The following is a 19,502-nucleotide window of genomic DNA, read 5'->3' on the forward strand; positions in this document are numbered from 1 at the left end:
ACGGCCGCTGGGCGGCCTCCTCAGGATGAGGACATTGTGGCCCCGACCAGAGATGGCGTGCCTACAGGGGTTTCATGACAGCCAAAAACACGATGCCGATCATCAGCAGGGTCGGCACTTCGTTCCAGAAGCGGTACTGCCGGGCAGTCTTCGTGTTGCAGTCTGCCGCGAAGTCCTTGCGCCAGCGCGCATACAGGTGGTGGACCAGCGTCAGCCCGGCCACCAGGCCGAACTTCATCTGCCACCAGCCGGCGTGCCACCAGTCACCGCGCCAAGCGAGCAGCAGGCCGAAGATCCAGACCAGGACCATCGCCGGGTTCATGATCCCGCGCAGCAGGCGGCGTTCCATGACCTTGAAGGTCTCGCTCTCCTTCGAACCGGGTGCCGCGTCGGCGTGATAGACGAACAGGCGCGGCAGGTAGAGCAGGCCCGCCATCCAGGCGATCACCGCAATGATGTGCAGGGCCTTGAGAACCTCGTAGAGCATCACATCACCGAGCGGACCAGGTTGGCCAGCCCGCCGATGAACAGCGGATGGGTGCCGACCGTCGGCACGCGGATGTAGGTTGTCACACCCTTCTGGGTCGCGAGATGGCGATACTCGATGTCGAGCTCGACCAGGGTCTCGGAATGTTCCGACACGAAAGACAGCGGATAGAGCACGACGCCCCGCTTGTCGCTGCCGGCGCGCGCGATCTCGGCGTCGGTCGACGGTCCGATCCATTTCAACGGGCCAACCCGGCTCTGGTAGCACACCGACCAGTCGACCAGGTTCATGGTGTCGGCGATGGCCTTCGCCGTCTGCTCGACCTGCGACTGGTAGGGATCGCCCGCCTTGATGACTCGCTCGGGCAGGCCATGCGCCGAGAACAGCACGCGGGTTGGCTGCCGACCGGCCTGGGCCACGCCTTGCTGCAGCAGCTCGACCGACGCGGCAATGAATCCCGGCTCTACCGGATAGGAGTCGATCGATTTGGTCGGCACCGTGAACCTGGCCAGGTCGTTCCACGCCTTGAACGAGGACGCCGTCGTCGCCGTCGAATATTGCGGATAGAGCGGCAGCAGCACGATGCGGTCCGGTGCAAAGCGCGTGACCGAGCGCACCACCGCCTCCGTCATGGGATGCCAGTAGCGCATGCAGACATAGCCGCGCCATTCGTGCTCGCCGCCCAGCGCCTCTTCCAGCGCACGCGCCTGCGCCTCGGTCTGTCCCAGGATCGGCGAGGCACCGCCAATCTTGTCGTAGATCGCCCGGGCGGTCGGCGCGCGCCGCCGCGCCAGCAAGCTCGCCAGAGGGCTGCGTATGAAAGACGGCACGCGCAGGATCGCCGGATCGCCGAACAGGTTACGCAGGAACGGCTGCACCGCCTCCGGCGAATCGGGCCCGCCGAGATTGAACAGGATGATGGCGATCTTCACGGCGTCACGACAGCGAGGGCTTCCAGTTGCGCACGATATCCACGAGATGCGCGACATGGTCGGGCGGAGTCTGTGGCACCACGCCATGGCCGAGATTGAACACGAAGGAGCCGTGCGCGAGCTTGTCGAGAATGCGCGTCGCTTCGCGCTCCATCGCTGCACCGCCCGCAACCAACATCAGCGGATCGAGATTGCCCTGCACACAGATATGCGGCTGCAGCTCTCTCGCCGCCCAGTGCGCACCGATGCCGGTATCAAGCGACAGGGCAGCGAAGGCATCGGGCCGGCGATACATCAGCGCAGCCGGCCCGACGGCGCGCGGGAAGGCGATGATCGGCGTCCGGGGATGACGCGACCGTACGGCGTGCGCGATGCGCACCAGAGGGTCGAGCGACCAGCTGAAGAGCTGCTCCTCGGGCAGAACGCCAGCCCACGAATCGAAGAGCTGCACGGCATCGGCGCCGGCTTCGATCTGGTTGGTGAGATGGTCGACCACCGCCTCGACCAGCAGGTCGATCAGCAAGGCGAAGGATTCAGGATGGGCATAGGCCCAGCCTTTGACCTTGGCGAAGTCGCGGCTGCTGCCGCCTTCGATCATGTAGCAGGCAAGCGTGAACGGCGCACCGGCAAAACCCAGAAGGGCGGTGTCATCCGGCAGCGCCGCCCGCGTCAAGCGAATCGCGTCATAGACCGGTGCCAAGCGATCGGGCAGGCGGGCGCGCGACAGCTGGCCGAACTGGACCGGATCGGTCAGCGCCTCGAGCTTCGGCCCCTCGCCCTCCTCGAACCAGACCTTCTGCCCCAGGGCGTCGGGCACCACGAGAATGTCGGAAAAGATGATGGCGGCGTCGAGCCCGAAGCGCCGGATCGGCTGCAAGGTAACCTCGACGGCCTTGTCGGGCGTATAGCAGAAATCGAGGAACGAGCGGGTGGTCGCCCGCACGGCGCGATACTCCGGCAGGTAGCGACCGGCCTGGCGCATTAGCCAGATTGGCGGCGTCGCAAAACGCGTCCCGCCCAGGGTTTCCAGAAACTTTCCTTGCCTCACCGGTTTTCCTTCATGCCTTCCCTCATACCCTCTCATAGAAGGTAGTAGGAGTCGTAGAGCATGTGGCATGTGGGGATGCGCCTTATTGGCCAACCCTCCCCAGGCCGCTGTGAATCGGCGATGGCCGGTTTTGCCGGTCCGGATGGGCTGTTCCCCATGTCTCCGGACATTCGTCCCGAGCTGTCCGCAGGGGATGGCGAGCGGGACCGGACGGGCAAGGCGGGTCCCGATTCGGCTGGCCAGTGCTCGACCCGGGACCTGTCCCCGCCTTGCCGTCGCCAATCCGCGATTTCTCCCGGCCGGTCTGTGGGGTAAATAAAGGCCGTGGCGAACCGAAACTTCCACGTCCACCTGGTTTCCGACTCGACCGGCGAAACGGTATCGAGCGTGGCCCGTGCCTGCCTCGTGCAATATGAGGGCATCTTCGTTCAGGAGCATGTCTGGTCGCTGGTGCGCACCACGGGGCAGATGAACAAGATCATGCAGGCGGTCGAGCGCGATCGTGGGCCTGTCCTTTATACGCTGGTCGACCCCGAGCTGCGCGATCAGCTGCGTGATCATTGCCGGCGCCTGCAACTTCCCTGTGTCGGCGTGCTTGACCAAGCGATGAGCGTGCTCGCCGTGCATTTCCATTCCAAGAGCGAGCAATGGCCGGGCCGCCAGCATCAGCTCGACGAGGGCTATTTCGATCGCATCGATGCGATGCACTACACGCTGGCGCACGATGACGGCCAGTCGACCCATGATCTAGACGATGCCGACGTCATCCTGGTCGGACCGTCACGCACCTCCAAGACGCCGACCTGCGTGTATCTCGCCAATCGCGGGGTGCGGGCGGCCAACGTGCCGCTGGTGCCGGCAGTCGATCCGCCGGTCGAGCTCGAGCAGGCCAAGCGGCCGCTGGTCGTCGGCCTGATCACCGATCCCGAGCGGCTGGTACAAATCCGGGTTAACCGTTTGCGCCTGCTGCAGCGCGACACCGAGACCGAGTATACCGACATGGAGCGCGTACAACGCGAGATCCAGGAAGCGCGGCGACTCTATGCCCGGCGCAAATGGGCGACCATCGACGTCACGCGCCGCTCGATCGAGGAGACGGCAGCGGCAATCCTGCAGATGCTGGCGACGCGCCGAGAACAGCGGCTGCAGGCCGAATAAGTCGCGCGGGAGGCAAACATGACCGCGATATTTTTGCGTCGACCAGCTTTCCTTTCACTTGGTCTGCTTCTTGCTGCTTCGGCGGCACTCGCCGCGAATGGCATCGATGTCAGGCGCGGCATGGACTCTACGGTGTTCGGCAATTGCGTGCCGAGCCTGGAGGTCGAGAACAGATCGGCGGAAACCATCGACTATCTGCAGGTCGATGTCGCAGTCGCCCTGGGCAATGGCCAGGAACGCACCGTCGAGCTGAAATCGGCCTATCGTGAAGGTGTGCTCTATCCGATCCAGCCGGGAGGTAAGGCGGTCTTGAAACAGCATCTCGATACATCGATGGCGCTCGGCGTCGGCTGCGCCGACGTCAAGAGCCGCAAGGTCGTGCGGACGATTTGCGAGGCGGCGGGCGGCAAGGAATGCGCCTCGTCGGTGTCGGTCCAGCCGTGATCGGGCGTCGCACCGTCCTGGGCGCCGCCGGCGTCTCTCTGCTTGCCGCGCCCGCAATCGGCCAAGCCTTTCCCAGCAAGCCGCTCAAGATGATCGTGCCCTATCCGCCGGGCGGCGGCACCGACGGACTGGGTCGCATCACCGCGGAGCGCCTGCAGGAGAAGCTCGGCCAACCGATCGTCGTCCAGAATATCGGCGGCGCTTCGAGCGTCACCGGTTCTGACACGGTGCGCCGCTCCGATCCGGATGGCTACACGCTGCTATTCAATGCCAGCCTGTTCGTGCTCGGCAAGACAATCCTGCCGTCCTGCCCGTACGATCCACAGACCGATTTCCGAGCCATCGCCCAGGCTGGCGAAGCTCCGCTGGTCCTGTTGTGCAACAACGACGTGCCGGGCACCGACTATGCCAGCACCATGGCGGCGATCGCCAAGGAGCCGAAGAAGTACTTCTTCGCCCTCTCGTCGGGTGGCTCCGCTGGCCATATTGCCACGCTCGCGTTCCTGAAACGCACCCGCCTGCCGCTCGACACAATCCTCTACAAGGGCACGGCGCCGGCCAATACCGACCTGATGGCCGGCAACGTCCAGCTGTTCATGGATCCGTGGACGGCTCTGCTGCCGCTCGCGACCTCGGGCCGGGGGCGCGGCCTGTTCGTGACGTCAAAGGAACGGACCCAGTTGGCGCCCAACATTCCGACCTCGGCCGAGGTCGGGCTGACCGACTTCAACCTGAGCTCGTGGTATGGCGTGTGGGCGCCCAAGGACACGCCCGAACCGGTGGTCGAGAAGCTGGCGGCCGCCATGGCCGAGGTGTCGAAAGACCCGGCCTTCATCGCCAAGACGACCTCGCTCGGCATCGTGCCGACAGCGCGTGGCCCGGCCGCCTTCGCCGCCTTCATCAAGAGCGAGGTCGAGACCAACGTCGCCCTGCTGAACGCCGCCGGCTACAAGCCGGAGTAAGGCACCTCGTCACGGGGCATGCGCCGCGCCAGTGGCGCATCTACCCTCGATCTTGATCATGGACGTTGCTTTTCCTCTTCGGCATCTAGGCGCGGGGGATCGTGCAAATTTGGAGTTTCGAGGAGGAAAAATGGTGCGCAAGACATTGGCCGTCGCCGCGTTGGCGATTGGCGGGCTATGGGCGTCGGCGGGATACGCCCAGGAGATCGTGATCCCGAACATCATCGAGCTGTCGGGTGGCGGCGCCACGGTCGGAGCGATGTGGAAGAACGGATCGAGCCTCGCCGTCGAGGAGATCAACAATTCGGGCGGCATCCTGGGCAAGAAGATCAAGCTCGAGTTCGTCGACACGGCGAGTGATCCCGGCAAGGCGCGCGCCGCCATGCAGCGAGCGCTCGACGACAAGCCGATTGCCATCTTCGGACCGATCTATTCCGGCTCGGTGAGCTCGACCCTGAAGCTCACGGCCGAGGCCGAGGTGCCGCAGGTGATCGGCGGCGAGGCCGGCAATCTCACGGCGCAAGGCTCGAAGTACATCTTCCGCACGTCGTTCGGCCAGAACGTGTCGATGCCCAAGATCGCCAACTACCTGCGCGATGGCGTGAAGGCCAAAACCATCGCCGTGGTCTACGTCAACAACGACTTCGGCAAGGGTGGCCGCGACGCCATCACCAAGGAACTGGCATCACGCGACATCAAGATCGTCGCCGACATCTCGACCGAGGCCGGCCAGGCCGATTTCGCCGCCGACGTGATCAAGCTCAAGGGCGCCAATGCCGACGCGATCTTCGTTTACCTGAACGAGGAGGAAAGCGCGCGCTTCCTGCGCGAGGCCAAGAAGCAGGGCCTCAGCAAGCCGATGATCGGCGAGACCACGCTGCTCGGTCAGAAGGTGATAGAGCTGGCCGGCGATGCCGCCAACGGCGTCAAGGGCCATGTCGGCCTGACCGTCGATGCGCCGATCCCCGCCATCCAGGAGTTCGGCAAGAAGTACGAGGCCAAGTACAAGTCCAAGCCCGACCATAACGGCGTGAAGGGCTACATCGCGCCCTACATGATCAAGGCGGCCGCCGAGAAGGCCGGCAAGCTCGACGCCAAGGCGATCGCCGCGGCGTTGCACGGCATGACCATCACGCCCGACAAGATACCCGGCATCCTGATCGAGGCGACCTGGGACGACACCGGCGAGATCGACCGCATCTCCTTCCTCGGTGAGGTCAAGGACGGCAAGCAGGTCATCACCGAGGTCCTGCCGAAGCTCAAGAAGTAGGCTCATGCCCTCCCCAGCTTTGCTGGGGAGGTATCCGCGAAGCGGATGGAGGGGCCATGAGTCTTTGCTGGGAGCGCGCCACTCCGTGGCGCTCATGGGATGTGTAATCAACAAGAAGAGTGCCACCAGAGTGGCGCGCTCCCAGCCCATGACCCCTCCGCCCCGTAGGACGGAGCACCTCCCCAGCGACGCTGGGGAGGAATAAGAGAAGCCCATGACCGACCTCTTGCAGCTCCTGATCGCTGGCCTTGCCACGGGCGCGATCTATGCCCTGGCGGCGATCGGCTTCACCCTGTTGTGGCAGACGTCGCAGACCATCAACTTCGCGCAGGGCGAGTTCGTGATGGTGCCGGCGTTCTTCGCCCTCATCGCCACCAACTGGCTCGGCGTCCCCTTCCTGCTGGCGCTGCTGCTCAGCATCGCGGCTTCGCTGCTGCTGCTGGGCGTGGCCTTTCGCTACGTCGTGGTCGGCCCTCTGCTGCGTCAGGGGGTGCTGCCCCTGGTCATCTCGACCTTGGCGCTCAGCATCCTGATGAAGGAGTCGGTGAAGGATTTCTACAGCGCCGAGGCGCAGGTCTTCCCGACCCTGCTGCCCGACACCGCGTTCAGCCTGCTGGGCGTCACGATCTCTCTGGCGCAGCTCGGCGTGCTTGCGGTGGCGCTGGTCGTGATCCTGCTGCTGCAATGGTTTCTCGCCGGAACGCGCACCGGCCGGCAGATGCAGGCGACGGCGCAGAACCCGAGCGTGGCGCGCATCCTGGGCGTGCCGGTCGAGCGCATGATCCTCTATACCTTCCTGATCAATGCCGGTCTGGCGGCGATGGCCTCGCTGCTGATCTCGCCGATCTACCTGGCCAAGTTCTCCAACGGCGAGACGCTGGGCCTGATCGCCTTTGCCGCCGCGATCGTCGGCGGCTTCAACCAGGTGCGCGGCGCCATCGCTGGTGGCCTGCTGATCGGCGTCCTCGACAATCTCGCCGCTGCCTACGTGTCGACCTCGTACCGCCAGGCCGTGCCGCTGATCCTGCTGGTGCTGGTGATCCTGTTCCGCCCGCAAGGCCTGCTCGGCCGGCGCGAGGAGCGCGCGGTATGAGCACGCGCACGACCCTGCTGATCGGATTGGGCCTGCTGGTGGTCCTGGCGCTGCTGCCGGTCGACCTGACATCGATCGGCATTCCCTATCCCGGCCTGCGACGCTACGGCACCTACATCCTCACGCTGTGGCTGGTGACGGCGCTCGCCGCCATGGGCGTCAACCTGATCGTGGGCTACGCGGGCCAGGAGACCCTGGCGCAGGCCGCCTTCGTCGGCATCGGCGCCTATCTTACGGCGATCACCACGAAGGCCGGCGTGCCGTTTGGCGCGGCCTTCGCCGCTTCCGCCCTGCTCACCTTCGTCATCGGCATCGTGCTCGGGTTTCCGGCGCTGCGCGTGCAGAAGCACTACCTCGCCTTCGTCACCCTGGCCTTCTCGGTGCTGTGCTGGCTGGTGTTCCGCAACGAGCAATGGATCACCGGCGGCGTCATGGGCCTGCGCGACATCGAGCGGCCGGCGCTGTTCGGCCTGTCGCTGCGCAACCACGTGCGCTTCTACTGGTTCGTGCTCGGCATCGCGGCCGTGCTGACCTTCGTGCTGTGGTGGATCGTGCGCTCGCCGTGGGGCCGCGCCTTCAATGCCCTGCGCGAGAACCCGCTGCGTGCCGAGAGCCTGGGCGTCGACGTGCGGCTCTATACCTTGCTCGCCTTCGCCCTGGGCTCGGCCTATGGCGGCATGGCGGGCAGCCTGTACGCGCCGCTGGTCGAGTTCATCGACCCCAGCCCGTTCGCTTTAGGGCCCTCGCTGCTGTTCATGCTGATGGTGGTGATCGGCGGCAGCGGCACCTTCCTCGGTCCCTTCGTTGGCGCCGGCGTCGCCGTCCTGTTGCCGGAATGGCTGCGCGCCTGGGAAACCTTCTACCTGCTGATCTATGCCGTGATGGTCATGCTGATGATGGCGCTGTTCCCCGACGGCATCGTCGGCCTGGCCGGCCGGCTGCTGCGGCGACGGGTGCGCGCATGACCGCCCTGCTCGAGGTCCGCGATATCGAGAAGGCGTTCGGCGGTGTGCAGGCGGTGCGCGGCGTCAGCTTCGACGTGCATGAGGGCGAGATCCTGGGCGTGATCGGGCCCAACGGCTCGGGCAAGTCGACCCTGTTCAATTGCATCCTGGGCCAGCTCCTGCCCGGCAAGGGCCAGGTCAGGGTCGATGGTCGCGACGTCACCGGCCTGCGACCGTCGCAGCTCAACCGGTTGGGCGTCAGCCGTACCTTCCAGCTCCTGCAGGTCTTCCCGCAGCTCACGGCGCGCGAAAACCTGATCCTCGCCGGCCAGGAGCATCGCGGCTCGCGCCTGTCACGCCTGTTCGGCGCGCGCGATGCCGGCCTCGGTACCGAGGCCGATCGCATGCTGGCGTTCTTTCGTCTCACGGCGCTCAGCGGCGAGAAGGCGGGCAGCCTGTCCTACGGTCAGCAGAAGCTGCTCGATGCGGCGATGGCCTTCATGGCAGGCTCACGCCTGGTGCTGCTCGACGAGCCGGCGGGCGGTGTCAATCCCACCATGCTGGGTGACCTGCGCGAGCGGCTCGAGGCGGTCAACCGCGAGACCCGCGCCACCTTTGTGGTGATCGAGCACAACATGGAATTCGTCATGGCGCTGTGCTCGCGCCTGATCGTGCTGGCCGAAGGCCGCATCATTGCCCAGGGAACGCCCGAGCAGGTGCGCAACGATCCCGTGGTCATCGAAGCCTATCTGGGACACTGACCATGGCCCCAGAGATCATGGACAAGGACACCATCCTCCACATCGACAGCGTCGTCGCCGGCTACGGCAAGATGACGATCCTGAACGGCCTCTCGGCGTCGATCCGGCGCGGCGCCATCACCACCGTCATCGGACCGAACGGCGCCGGCAAGTCGACCCTGTTCAAGACCATCTTCGGCCTGCTCGGCGTGCGCTCCGGCCGCGTGACCTTCGACGGCGCCGAGACGACGGCGCTGCCGCCCCGGCGCCTGCTCGATCTCGGGATGTGCTACGTCCCGCAGGGCCGCAACCTGTTCCCTGAGCTGTCGGTGCGGCACAATCTCGAGCTCGGCGGCGTGGCGCTCGCCGACACCGCGCGCCTGCCGGCGCGGATCGAGGCCATGATGCAGCGCTTTCCCATGCTGCGCGAGAAGGCCGATGCGCAGGCCTCGACGCTGTCGGGCGGCCAGCAGAAGCTGCTCGAGGTGGCGCGCGGGCTGCTGCTCGACCCCAAGCTGATGCTGATCGACGAGCCGTCGATCGGCCTGTCGCCCCTGATGGTGCGCGAGGTGTTCGGCATCCTGACCGACCTGCGTCAGGCCGGCATGACGGTCCTGCTGATCGAGCAGAATGCGCGGCAGGCGCTCGCCGTCTCGGACTATGGTGTGGTGCTGGAGCAGGGCCAGACGCGCATCGAGGATGCGGCGGCCCGGATCCTGGTCGATCCGCGCATCGCCCAGCTCTTCCTGGGCGGCGGCCTCGCCCCGACACCGGAGACACGGGCATGAGCGGACGCAGACTGGTTGGCCTGATCGGCACCAACATCGGCAAGTCGCTGTCGCCCTTCCTGCACGAGGACGCGTTCGCCGCCGCGGGCGTGATCGGCCATTACCATCTGATGGACGTGTCCGTGCTGCAGGGCCGCCGTCTCGAGGATCTTCTGGCTGCGGCGCGCACCGCGGGCTTCGCCGGCGTCAACGTCACGCACCCCTTCAAGGAATCGGTGATCCCGTTGCTCGACACGGTGGCGGACGAAGCGCGCGAGATCGGCGCGGTGAACACGGTGGTGTTCGACCAGAATGGCGGCACCACCGGCCACAACACCGATTGTTCGGGCTTTCGCCAGGCCTTCATCGAGACGCTGGGCGAGGACGCCGCGCGCGAGCGGGACGTGCTGCTGCTGGGCGGCGGCGGCGCCGGCCGCGCCGTTGCCTTCGCCCTGATGTCGCTCGGTGTCACGACGCTCAAGATCTTCGACCAGGACGCGGCCCGCGCCACCGGGCTCTGCGCCGATCTGAACCAGCGCTTCGGCGCGGGCCGATGTGAGCCCTTGTCCGATCCGCAAGCCGCGGTAGCCTCGGTGGCGGGCATCGTCAATGCGACGCCGGTCGGCATGGCGGGCTACCCCGGCGTGCCGCTGCCGACACGTCTCGTCCAGCCGACGCAGTTCGTCGCCGACGTGGTCTATACCCCGATCGACACCGAGCTCTTGCTGGCGGCGCACGGCAAGGGCTGTCGCACGATGAACGGCGGCGGCATGTGCGTGCACCAGGCCGTCGATGCGTTCCGCCACTTCACCGGCTGGATGCCTGATGTCGAGCGCATGCGGCGGCGATTCGAGGCGGCACTCGCAGAACGCGAGGCGCGAGAGGCGAGTTCATCGGCGTAGTTCATCTTGCGTGCCAATGGCGTGCCGCCGCTCTACCACCATCGCCACAGAAGCCGCCCGCATCGCCACAGGCTGGCGTGAAGCCGCTGTCGTGGGCGATCGCGTGTCCGGCGCGGGCATGGAAGACCGTCGTGTTGTCGTCGCGGTGAAGATCGTTCTGCCTGCGTGGGCGCAGCAGCGTGAGCACAATGCCGGCGATCGTCGCCGCTGCAAGCAGGGTGCTGCCCATGTGGGGTGCACCTATTCGGCCGCCTTGGCGATCGGATCGAAGCGGGCATCGAAATCGCGGATCGATTTTTCGACGGTCGCCGCGACCTGCTTCAGCTTGTCGGGATGGACGACCTTCAGGCCGAACAGGTCCTTGACGTAGAAGACGTCAACGGCGCGCTCGCCGTAGGTGGTGATGTGCGCCGAGGTGATTTGGAGGTTGAGCCGCGTCAGGGCACGGGTGACCACATGAAGGAATCCCGGCCGATCGCGGCCGTTGACCTCGATCACCGTGAAGGTATCGGACGCGTTGTTGTCGATCAGCACACGCGGCTCGACGGTGAAGACGCGGTCGCGGCGCGGCCACGAACCGCGCTGGCTGTCGAGCTCGCGCTGGATGTCGAGACGGTTGCTGAGCGCCAGCTCGACCCGAGCGGCGAGCCGCGCCAGGCGTTGAGGGCCGTCGAACGGCTTGCCTTCGAGATCCTGCAGCCAGAACGTGTCGAGCGCCATGCCGTTGGCCAGGGTGAAGATCTTGGCGTCCACGATGTTGGCGCCACTCACCGCCATGGCGCCGGCGAGGCGGGCGAACAGGCCGTGGGTGTCGAGCGTGTAGACTGTGACCTCGGTGACCGAACGCTCGACATCGATGCGATGCTCGATGGCGAGCGGTTGGTGATCTCGCTCGGCGCTGCGCACCAGCTCGGCCTGGCGGGCGAGCGTGTCGGGCGTGAAGGAGAGCCAGTATGGTGCATAGCCGCGCGCGAAATGCTCCTCTTTGTCCTGCTCGTTCCAGGCCGGCAGGCGCTCGGCGACCTCGGTCTGGATCGCCTTGATGCGCTCGGCGCGGCCGCCCGCCAGTGTCCCGCCCGACAGCACGCGTTCGGTGGCATTGTAGAGCTGGCGCAGCAGGGCGGCCTTCCAGCCGTTCCACACGTTGGGTCCGACGGCGCGGATGTCGCATACCGTCAGCACCAGCAGCAGGCGCAAGCGCTCGGGCGATTGCACGAGCGCGGCGAAGCTGTCGATGGTCTTGGGGTCCATCAGGTCGCGCTGGAACGAGGTGTTCGACATCGCGAGGTGATAGCGGACCAGCCACGCCACCGTTTCGGTCTCGGCGGCGCTGAGGCCGAGGCGCGGGCCGAGCTGCATCGCCACCTCGGCGCCCAGCACCGAATGATCGCCGCCGCGACCCTTGGCGATATCGTGCAGCAGCACGGCGAGATAGAGCACCGGCCGCGACAGGATCTTGTGCACGATGTCGGATGCGAGCGGATGGTCTTCCTTCAGCTGGCCGGCCTCGATGCGGGCGAGGATGCCGATGGCGCGGATCGTGTGCTCGTCGACCGTGTAGGTGTGATACATGTCGTGCTGCGTCTGCGCGACGACGCGGCCGAAGTCGGGCACGAAACGGCCGAACACGCCGGCCTCGTTGAGGCGGCGTAGAGTCGTCTCCGGATCGTGCCGCGACGTCATCATCTGCATGAACAGCCGATTGGGCTCGGGGTCGTTGCGCAGGCGATCGACCAGGCGGATGTTCTGCGTGATCAGGCGCAGCGTCGCCGGATGAATGTCGAGATCGTTCTCCTGGGCGACGTGGAACAGGCGCAGAATCGCCACCGGATCCTTGGCGAAGGCGTCCGGCGAGCTGACCGCGAGGCGCTCGCCATCGAGCCGAAAACCTTCGAGCTCGCGCGGGCGCAAGGTCTGCCACAGCGCAGCGAGCCGCGGCTTGCGACGCCGGCTGTCCTCGAGCGCGGCGACGAAGATGCGGGTCAGATCGCCGACTGTCTTGGCGTGCAGGTAGTAGTGCTTGGTGAAGCGCTCGACGCCGCGGCTGCCCGGCCGGTCGTTGTAGCCGAGCCGTGCAGCGATCTCGCGCTGCAGGTCGAACGACAGGCGGTCCTCGGCGCGGCCGGTCAGGTAATGGATGTGGCAGCGCACCGTGGTGAGGAAGCGCTCAGCGCGCGCGAAATGGCGCGCCTCCTCCTTCGTCAGCACGCCCTTGGCGACCAGCTCGCTGGGCTCGCGGACGCGATAAAGATACTCGGCGATCCAGAACAACAGGTGCAGGTCGCGCAGCCCGCCCTTGCCTTCCTTGACGTTGGGCTCGACGACGTAGCGCGAATCGCCCATGCGCTGATGGCGCTGGTCGCGTTCAGCGAGCTTGGCCTCGACGAAGTCGCGGCCATCGCCGCTCAGGAATTTCTGGGCGAAGCCCTTGATCAGCTCGTCGAACAGCTCGCGGTCGCCCCACACGTAGCGCGCCTCGAGGAGCGCCGTACGGATCGTCTGGTCGCGCTCGCCATAGCGCAGGCTTTCCTCGACCGTGCGGGTGGCGTGGCCGACTTTCAGCCCCATGTCCCACAGGAGGTATAGCATGAACTCGACGATCTGCTCGCCGCGCGGCGTCTGCTTGTAGGGTCGCAGGAACAGGAGATCGATGTCGCTGAGCGGCGCCAGCTCGCCGCGGCCGTAGCCGCCGGTCGCCACGACGCCGAGACGTTCGGCAACGCTGGGATTGGCGGCGGGATAGATGCGCTGGTCGGCGAGGTTGAAGACCACGCGGATCAGCTGGTCCATCAGGAACGACGTGGCGGCCAGCACCATGTCGCCATTGTTCTTGAGCGGCCCGGCCTCCTCGAAGCGGCGGCGGATCTCGGCCCGGCCGGTCGCCAGCGCGTCGCGCAGCAGCGCCAGCACCTCCAGACGCGGCGGCTCCCCCCCCGTCGGCAGATCCTCGACCAGTCTGGCCAGGGCTGCCTCGAGAGCGCGGCGATGCACGATTGCGCGCCGGTCGGGGATCTGATCGTAGGGCTTGGCCATCGGGGCGGGATACTACAGGGCAGGCCTAGGCCAATACAGCGAGGTTAGAGGAGTGAGCGGATATTTATTGCGGACAAGATGCAAATACCGCAGCCATCGAGCCTTGGCGCAAGAAGGTGTACGCTGACCGGCATGGGATTGAAGGCCATCGCTGCACTGCTCGTCCTGGTGCTCTGGATGTCGGTCGGCTGGGCACAGCAGAAGCCCGCTCCGGCGCCGGCCCAACCCGCCGCGCCTCAGATCGACCTCAACGCGGCGAGCCGCGACGACCTGATGAACCTCGAGGGTATTGGAGAGGTGCGGGCCGACGCCATCATCCGGGCGCGCCCGTTCAAGGCCAAGACCGAGCTGGTCGAGCGCCGGCTGATCCCCGAATCGCTCTACGAGAAGATCGCCGACAAGGTGATGGCGCGCCCGCCGCCGGCAGCCACCCCGACGCCCGCGACGCGTCCGCCGGCCGGCCAGCAGCGCCGCACTTGATGAGCCCGCCGGCGGAAGCCGACACGATCTATGCGCTCGGCACGCCCGCCCCGACGCGGGCGCGTCCCGGCGCCTTATCCGTCATCCGGCTGAGCGGTCCGCGCGCGACCGAGGCAATGCTGGCGTTGGCGGGTGGGGCCGCCGGCCGGCTGCCGCCGCCGCGCCGGCTGGGGTTGCGGGCGGTGCGCGATCCGGCGACCGGTGAGGTGATCGATCGCGGCCTTGCCGTCTGGTTCGAGGCGCCGAACACCGAGACCGGGGAGACCATGGCCGAGCTGCACCTGCACGGTGGGCGGGCCGTCGTCGGTGCCGCGCTGTCGGCGTTCCATCGCCTGGGCTTCTGCCGCCTTGCCGAGCCTGGCGAGTTCACCCGCCGCGCCTTCGAGCATGGCCGGCTCGACCTCACCCAGGCCGAGGCGATCGCCGACCTGGTCGCCGCGGAGACCGATGAGCAGCGCCGCGCCGCGCTGCGCCAGATGGATGGCGCCCTGCATCGCCTGTACGAGGACTGGCGCGGTCAGGGATTGCGCCTGCTCGCCCATCTCGAGGCGGCGATCGATTTTCCCGACGAGGATCTGCCGGCCGGGCTGACTGACGAGGTCGCCGTCGGCATCGAGGCGCTGCGCGGCGCGATCGCCAGCCATCTCGGCGACCGGCGCGGCGAGCGCCTGCGCGAGGGCCTGTCGATCGCCATCATCGGCCCGCCCAACGCCGGCAAATCGTCGCTGCTCAACCTGCTGGCGCGGCGCGACGCGGCGATCGTGTCGGAGACCGCCGGCACGACCCGGGACGTGATCGAGGTCCATCTCGATCTCGGCGGTTGGCCTGTGGTTCTGGCCGACACCGCCGGGCTACGCGACTCGGACGATCCGATCGAGCAGGAGGGCGTGCGGCGCGCCCGGGCCCGTGCCGCTACCGCCGACCTGCGCATACTGGTGCTCGACGCGACGACGGACTGGCGGCGCGCCCGTCAGGGGCTGATCGCTGGCACGGACAAATGGGACCCCGCGCGCGACATCGTGGTCGTGAACAAGATTGATCTCGTCGAATCGCAGATTGCCGACGCACTGCCTTTCTCGGCGACGTCGGGCGCGGGCTTGCCGGGTCTGCTGCAGAGCCTGCAGCGTTCGGCCGAAGGGTTGATGCAGGAGGGCGCCGGCCAGCCGCCTCTCACGCGCGCCCGCCATCGCGCAGCGCTCGAGGAATGCCAAGGCTCGCTCTCTCGTGCGCTGGTCGCGCCGGAAGTAGCGCTCGCCGCGGAGGATTTGCGCCTGGCGATGCGCGCGCTCGGCCGCATCACCGGAGTCGTGCGGATCGATGAGCTGCTGGACGTCATCTTCCGTGACTTCTGCATCGGGAAGTAGAAGTGCAGCCGCGCGCTCAGCCGTCCACCAGCTCAGGCGCACGCCGGCGGTAAGCGCGTGGCTCGAATCCTGGCCCGAGATGTCGCCCTCGTAACGCAGGTATGGTCGTCGTGTCGCTCTAACAGGGTCCCCTCAAACGAGGCCGGTCAACGGAGCTTACGGCAATGGGTACGCCGGTTCGCATTGCTTGCTCTCTCGATGCTGTTGTCATCCCGGGCGCGGCGAGCGACCTTTCGTCAGTCTGTGCCGAAGAAGAGGATCTCATGACCATGAGCGCTTGCTATGAATGACAGTGATCTGTGCTTCACGGCGGCGACCGACCTGGTCGACGCCATTCGCGCCAAGAAGCTGTCTTCCGTCGAGATCACGAGGGCGGTGCTGAAGCGCATCGAGCGGCTCGAGCCGAAGCTCAACGCCTTTGCCTATTTGGCGGCCGACGAAGCGATGGATGCGGCGCAGGCCGCCGACCGAGCGCTGGCCAGGGGCGAGCCGATGGGGCCGCTGCACGGCGTGCCGGCGACCATCAAGGATCACGAGGCGGTGCGCGGCATGCAGCTCGAGTACGGCACGCATCTGCGGCGCGGCGAGGTGGCGACGGCCGACAACGCGATGGTGGCGCGGCTGCGCCAGGCCGGCGCCATCATCCTCGGCAAGACGTCGACGCCGGAGTTCGGCTGGATGGGCGTCAGCAACTCGCCGCTCACTGGGATCACGCACAATCCGTGGAAGCATGGCTTCAATGCCGGTGCCTCCTCGGCCGGCGCCGGCGCCGGTGCGGCGGCGGGCTATGGGCCGTTGCACCAGGGCAGCGACGGCGCGGGATCGATCCGCATGCCGGCGCATTTCAGCGGCGTCTTTGGCCTGAAGCCGACCTACGGCCGGGTGCCGCAATCGCCGGTCGCGGCCAGCGACTTCACCGTGCATCTCGGCCCGCTCACGCGCACCGTCGCCGACGCGGCGCTGATGCTCAGGACCATGGCCGGCCCGCATCCCGACGATCACACCAGCCTGGAAGCCCAGCCCGCCGACTATCCGCGCCATCTGAGTGAGCAGCCGCGCGCGCCGCGTCTCGCCTACAGTCCGGATCTTGATCACGCGCGCGTCGATTCCGAGGTTGCGGCGCTGGTGCGCCAGGCGGTCGATGCGTTCGAGCGTGACCTCGGCATGAAGGTCGAGCAGGTGAAGACGCCATGGGGGCCGAAGGGTCCGCCGCTCGCACGGTTTTTCTGGCCGGCGCATTTCATGCGCCACTTCGACCGCCTCCCTGAATATCGTGACCGCATGGATCCGGGGTTTGTCGCGTGCATCGAGGCCGGCCAGCGCGTCACCATGGCCGACTACCAGAAGACGCGGCTGGTGAAGTACGCCTACTGCGCCGAGATTCATCACTTCTTCGACGACTGGGACTTCCTGCTGACGCCCGCCGTGTCGGTTGCGGCATTTCCGGCGACGCTGCTGCAGCCGCCGCACTGGCCACAGCATCCATGGGACTGGCTGTCGTGGGCGGAGTTCTCCTACCCCTTCAACCTGTCGGGTAATCCGGCGGCATCGGTGCCCTGTGGATTCACCAAGGAGGGTCTGCCGGTGGGCCTGCAGATCGTCGGGCGGCGCTTCGACGATCTCGGCGTGCTGCAGATGTCGGCCCTCGCCTGCGGCGCTTGCTTCGCAAGCGCCTTGCTCGGGATGACACTATTGTTGTCGCGAGCAACAACATTGCTGTCATCCCGAGCGTAGCGAGGGACCTTTCAAATCATGACGGCAGTGGATCACCCAAGATTTCTGCCGACCAGCGTCGGCAGCACCTTGTCGAGGGTGATCGGGTAGCTGCGGACGCGCGCGCCGCAGGCGTTGTAGACGGCGTTGGCGACGGCGGCGCCGGCGCCGCAGATGCCGAGCTCGCCGACGCCCTTGGAGCCCAGCACGTTGGCGTGGGGATCGAACTCGTCGAGCAGGATCGCGTCGACGTTCGGCACGTCGGCATGGACGGGGACGTGATAGTTGGCGAGGTCCTGGGTGATGAAGGCGCCGAAGCGCGGATCGACAATAGCCTCTTCCTCCAAGGCGGCGCCGACACCCCAGATCATGCCGCCGATCAGCTGCGAGCGCGCCGTCTTGGCGTTGAGGATGCGGCCGGCGGCGAACACGCCCAGCATGCGGCGCAGGCGGACCTCGCCGGTCGTCTCGTCGACGCCGACCTCGGCGAACTGCGCGCCATAGGCGAACTGCGAGTACTTCTTGTAGTCCTCGCCCGGCGTCACATGGCCTTCTGCCGACAGGCCCTGGGCGCCCTCGCCTGATGCGAGCCTGGCCTTGAGCCTGGTGCAGGCATCGTGGAGCGCGGCGCCGCAGCTCGAGGCGCCGAACGATCCGCCCGAACCTGGCGTGTCGGGATAGGAACTGTGGCCGAGCCTGACCTCGATATTGCCGACCGGCAGGCCAAGCACGTCAGCGGCGATCTGGGCGAACACCGTGTAGGAGCCGGTGCCGATGTCGGTCATGTCCATCTCAACGAAGGCTTGGCGCGCCGATTTCATTGTGACGCGGGCCGCCGCCTTGCGCAGGTAGTTGCCGCGGATCGCCGCGGCCACCCCCATGCCGACCAGCCACTTGCCGTCGCGCGCGCTGCCCGGCTGCTTGCGGCGCTTGTCCCAGCCGAAGCGCTTCGCGCCTTCGGTCAGGCATGGGATCAGCGCGCGGGTCGAGAACGGCACCTCCTTCTCGGGATCCTGCTCCGGCTCGTTCTTGAGGCGAAGGGCGATCGGATCGATGTCGAGGGCGACGGCGAGCTCGTCGATCGCCTGCTCGAGCGCCAGCAGGCCAATCGCCTCTCCGGGCGCGCGCATCGCGTCGGGCACCGGCAGGTCGAGCGCCGCGATCCGCTGGCTGGTCAGTCGGTTGGGCGCCGCGTAGAGCGACCGGGTCGACGTGACGATCGGCTCGGAGAACTCGTCGGCCCGCGCGCTCTGGCTCAACGATTGATGGGCGATCGAGGTCAGGGTGCCGTCCGGGTCGGCGCCCAGCCGCACGCGCTGGATCGAGGCAGGCCGATGCGTCGTGACGTGGAACATCTGTTGGCGGCTGAGCACGATGCGGACCGGGCGCTTCAGCTCGCGCGCGGCGAGGGCCGCCAGGATCGCGTCGGCATAAACCGGCAACTTGCCGCCGAAGCCGCCGCCGACATATTCCGAGATCACCTCGAGCTGGTCGGGTTCGAGCAGCAGCGTGTCGGCAATCGACTTGTGGGCGCTCTCGATCAGCTGCAGCGCGCTCCACACCGTGAGCTTGCCGTTCTGCCACGAGGCCAGGCTGGCATGCGGCTCCATCATGGCGTGGCTCTGGTAAGGCGTCGTGTATATCGCATCGACGCGCGCATGGGCCGAGTCGAAGGCGGCATCGAAGGAGCCGACCCGGCTGTCGGAGGACGTGCCGTTGCTGTTCTTCAGCGGGTCGTAGGCGTCGCGGCTCGCGGCCACGAGCTCGAAGGCGCCGGCGATCTTCTCGTAGACGACGGTGATGACCTCGGCGGCGGCGCGCGCCGTTTCCGGCGACTCGGCGACGACCAGGGCCACCGGCTCGCCGAAATACTGCACCTTGTCGCTGGCGAGCTGGGGCTTGGGCCGGGCGTGGCGATCGTTTGCCTTGGCCTGGAAAGGCGCCTGTTTCGGCGCATTCTCGTGCGTCATCACCATCAGCACGCCGGGCATGCTGCGCGCGCTCGCACTGTCGATGCTGGTGACGCGGCCACGACCGATGGTTGCCGTCACGATCGCGCCATAGGCCATGCTGCCGGTGCGCTTGTCGGCGGCGTAGGCGGCCGATCCGGTGACCTTGGCGCGGCCGTCGATGCGGTCGATCGGCTGGCCGATGATGGTGTCCAT

At 67.0% G+C, this 19,502-nt stretch carries 18 protein-coding genes; 12 read left to right on the forward strand and 6 right to left on the reverse strand.

The window, feature by feature from the left end; translation table 11 throughout:
• Positions 1-61: 61 nt before the first annotated feature.
• Genes hemJ through hemE form a run of 3 tightly spaced genes read right to left on the reverse strand, consistent with a single transcriptional unit; the run spans position 62 to position 2,467 of the window.
• The gene (gene hemJ / locus ACILR9_RS06985) at positions 62-487 is read right to left on the reverse strand and encodes a protoporphyrinogen oxidase HemJ (RefSeq protein WP_395709186.1); all 426 of its coding nucleotides are present in this window, start codon (positions 485-487) and stop codon (positions 62-64) included.
• Positions 487-1,419, reverse strand: a complete 933-nt coding sequence (gene hemH, locus ACILR9_RS06990) for a ferrochelatase (protein ID WP_395709187.1) — start codon at positions 1,417-1,419, stop codon at positions 487-489. The genes hemJ and hemH overlap by 1 nt, the downstream gene beginning before the upstream one ends.
• A 4-nt stretch (positions 1,420-1,423) precedes the next feature.
• Entirely contained in the window at positions 1,424-2,467 is a 1,044-nt protein-coding gene (gene hemE, locus ACILR9_RS06995; RefSeq protein WP_395709188.1) for a uroporphyrinogen decarboxylase, read from the reverse strand.
• A 324-nt stretch (positions 2,468-2,791) separates the two neighbouring features.
• On the opposite strand from hemE, the gene ACILR9_RS07000 reads away from it, so the two are divergent.
• The 9 genes from ACILR9_RS07000 to ACILR9_RS07040 all read left to right on the forward strand — a co-directional run bounded on the left by ACILR9_RS07000 (position 2,792) and on the right by ACILR9_RS07040 (position 10,747).
• On the forward strand, positions 2,792-3,625 hold the full coding sequence (locus tag ACILR9_RS07000) for a pyruvate, water dikinase regulatory protein (RefSeq protein WP_395709189.1): 834 nt from the start codon (positions 2,792-2,794) through the stop codon (positions 3,623-3,625).
• 18 nt (positions 3,626-3,643) lie between these two features.
• Positions 3,644-4,069: a hypothetical protein gene (locus tag ACILR9_RS07005; protein ID WP_395709190.1), complete on the forward strand. Its 426-nt coding sequence runs from the start codon at positions 3,644-3,646 to the stop codon at positions 4,067-4,069.
• Positions 4,039-5,031: a Bug family tripartite tricarboxylate transporter substrate binding protein gene (locus ACILR9_RS07010; protein ID WP_395709191.1), complete on the forward strand. Its 993-nt coding sequence runs from the start codon at positions 4,039-4,041 to the stop codon at positions 5,029-5,031. The genes ACILR9_RS07005 and ACILR9_RS07010 overlap by 31 nt, the downstream gene beginning before the upstream one ends.
• A gap of 130 nt (positions 5,032-5,161) precedes the next feature.
• Positions 5,162-6,301, forward strand: a complete 1,140-nt coding sequence (locus ACILR9_RS07015) for an ABC transporter substrate-binding protein (RefSeq protein ID WP_395709192.1) — start codon at positions 5,162-5,164, stop codon at positions 6,299-6,301.
• Positions 6,302-6,515: 214 nt separating this feature from the next.
• Positions 6,516-7,394: a branched-chain amino acid ABC transporter permease gene (locus tag ACILR9_RS07020; protein WP_395709193.1), complete on the forward strand. Its 879-nt coding sequence runs from the start codon at positions 6,516-6,518 to the stop codon at positions 7,392-7,394.
• A complete protein-coding gene (locus ACILR9_RS07025; protein ID WP_395709194.1) occupies positions 7,391-8,359 on the forward strand; it encodes a branched-chain amino acid ABC transporter permease in 969 nt (322 codons plus the stop codon). Before ACILR9_RS07020 ends, ACILR9_RS07025 begins: the two co-directional genes overlap by 4 nt.
• Positions 8,356-9,099, forward strand: a complete 744-nt coding sequence (locus tag ACILR9_RS07030) for an ABC transporter ATP-binding protein (RefSeq protein WP_395709195.1) — start codon at positions 8,356-8,358, stop codon at positions 9,097-9,099. The genes ACILR9_RS07025 and ACILR9_RS07030 overlap by 4 nt, the downstream gene beginning before the upstream one ends.
• A 2-nt stretch (positions 9,100-9,101) precedes the next feature.
• Entirely contained in the window at positions 9,102-9,866 is a 765-nt protein-coding gene (locus tag ACILR9_RS07035; protein ID WP_395709196.1) for an ABC transporter ATP-binding protein, read from the forward strand.
• Entirely contained in the window at positions 9,863-10,747 is an 885-nt protein-coding gene (locus ACILR9_RS07040) for a shikimate dehydrogenase (RefSeq protein ID WP_395709197.1), read from the forward strand. The genes ACILR9_RS07035 and ACILR9_RS07040 overlap by 4 nt, the downstream gene beginning before the upstream one ends.
• A gap of 1 nt (position 10,748) precedes the next feature.
• Here ACILR9_RS07040 and ACILR9_RS07045 read toward each other — a convergent pair whose 3' ends face one another.
• Positions 10,749-10,976, reverse strand: a complete 228-nt coding sequence (locus ACILR9_RS07045) for a hypothetical protein (protein WP_395709198.1) — start codon at positions 10,974-10,976, stop codon at positions 10,749-10,751.
• 11 nt (positions 10,977-10,987) lie between these two features.
• Positions 10,988-13,780 carry a [protein-PII] uridylyltransferase gene (locus ACILR9_RS07050; protein ID WP_395709199.1) on the reverse strand — a complete coding sequence of 931 codons (2,793 nt, stop codon included), beginning with the start codon at positions 13,778-13,780 and terminating at the stop codon, positions 10,988-10,990.
• 132 nt (positions 13,781-13,912) lie between these two features.
• On the opposite strand from ACILR9_RS07050, the gene ACILR9_RS07055 reads away from it, so the two are divergent.
• The 3 genes from ACILR9_RS07055 to ACILR9_RS07065 all read left to right on the forward strand — a co-directional run bounded on the left by ACILR9_RS07055 (position 13,913) and on the right by ACILR9_RS07065 (position 17,358).
• On the forward strand, positions 13,913-14,260 hold the full coding sequence (locus tag ACILR9_RS07055; protein ID WP_395709200.1) for a ComEA family DNA-binding protein: 348 nt from the start codon (positions 13,913-13,915) through the stop codon (positions 14,258-14,260).
• Complete coding sequence (gene mnmE, locus ACILR9_RS07060) at positions 14,260-15,624, forward strand: tRNA uridine-5-carboxymethylaminomethyl(34) synthesis GTPase MnmE (protein WP_395709201.1); 1,365 nt, start codon at positions 14,260-14,262, stop codon at positions 15,622-15,624. Before ACILR9_RS07055 ends, mnmE begins: the two co-directional genes overlap by 1 nt.
• Before the next feature lie 282 nt (positions 15,625-15,906).
• Entirely contained in the window at positions 15,907-17,358 is a 1,452-nt protein-coding gene (locus ACILR9_RS07065) for an amidase (RefSeq protein WP_395709202.1), read from the forward strand.
• A gap of 32 nt (positions 17,359-17,390) precedes the next feature.
• Here the strand turns inward: ACILR9_RS07065 and ACILR9_RS07070 are convergent, their stop codons facing one another.
• Positions 17,391-19,502, reverse strand: a complete 2,112-nt coding sequence (locus ACILR9_RS07070) for a molybdopterin cofactor-binding domain-containing protein (RefSeq protein ID WP_395709203.1) — start codon at positions 19,500-19,502, stop codon at positions 17,391-17,393.

Source organism: Reyranella sp., assembly GCF_044224635.1.
Classification (GTDB): domain Bacteria; phylum Pseudomonadota; class Alphaproteobacteria; order Reyranellales; family Reyranellaceae; genus Reyranella.

Excerpts from the sequence above, each read along its gene's own strand:
- ACILR9_RS07050 (WP_395709199.1), bottom strand. The coding sequence starts at position 13,780 with ATGGCCAAGCCCTACGATCAGATCCCCGACCGGCGCGCAATCGTGCAT.
- ACILR9_RS07025 (WP_395709194.1), top strand. The coding sequence starts at position 7,391 with ATGAGCACGCGCACGACCCTGCTGATCGGATTGGGCCTGCTGGTGGTC.
- ACILR9_RS07045 (WP_395709198.1), bottom strand. The coding sequence starts at position 10,976 with ATGGGCAGCACCCTGCTTGCAGCGGCGACGATCGCCGGCATTGTGCTC.
- hemJ (WP_395709186.1), bottom strand. The coding sequence starts at position 487 with ATGCTCTACGAGGTTCTCAAGGCCCTGCACATCATTGCGGTGATCGCC.
- mnmE (WP_395709201.1), top strand. The coding sequence starts at position 14,260 with ATGAGCCCGCCGGCGGAAGCCGACACGATCTATGCGCTCGGCACGCCC.
- ACILR9_RS07010 (WP_395709191.1), top strand. The coding sequence starts at position 4,039 with ATGCGCCTCGTCGGTGTCGGTCCAGCCGTGATCGGGCGTCGCACCGTC.
- ACILR9_RS07020 (WP_395709193.1), top strand. The coding sequence starts at position 6,516 with ATGACCGACCTCTTGCAGCTCCTGATCGCTGGCCTTGCCACGGGCGCG.
- ACILR9_RS07065 (WP_395709202.1), top strand. The coding sequence starts at position 15,907 with ATGAATGACAGTGATCTGTGCTTCACGGCGGCGACCGACCTGGTCGAC.
- ACILR9_RS07055 (WP_395709200.1), top strand. The coding sequence starts at position 13,913 with ATGGGATTGAAGGCCATCGCTGCACTGCTCGTCCTGGTGCTCTGGATG.
- ACILR9_RS07040 (WP_395709197.1), top strand. The coding sequence starts at position 9,863 with ATGAGCGGACGCAGACTGGTTGGCCTGATCGGCACCAACATCGGCAAG.
- ACILR9_RS07015 (WP_395709192.1), top strand. The coding sequence starts at position 5,162 with ATGGTGCGCAAGACATTGGCCGTCGCCGCGTTGGCGATTGGCGGGCTA.
- ACILR9_RS07005 (WP_395709190.1), top strand. The coding sequence starts at position 3,644 with ATGACCGCGATATTTTTGCGTCGACCAGCTTTCCTTTCACTTGGTCTG.
- ACILR9_RS07030 (WP_395709195.1), top strand. The coding sequence starts at position 8,356 with ATGACCGCCCTGCTCGAGGTCCGCGATATCGAGAAGGCGTTCGGCGGT.
- ACILR9_RS07035 (WP_395709196.1), top strand. The coding sequence starts at position 9,102 with ATGGCCCCAGAGATCATGGACAAGGACACCATCCTCCACATCGACAGC.
- ACILR9_RS07070 (WP_395709203.1), bottom strand. The coding sequence starts at position 19,502 with ATGGACACCATCATCGGCCAGCCGATCGACCGCATCGACGGCCGCGCC.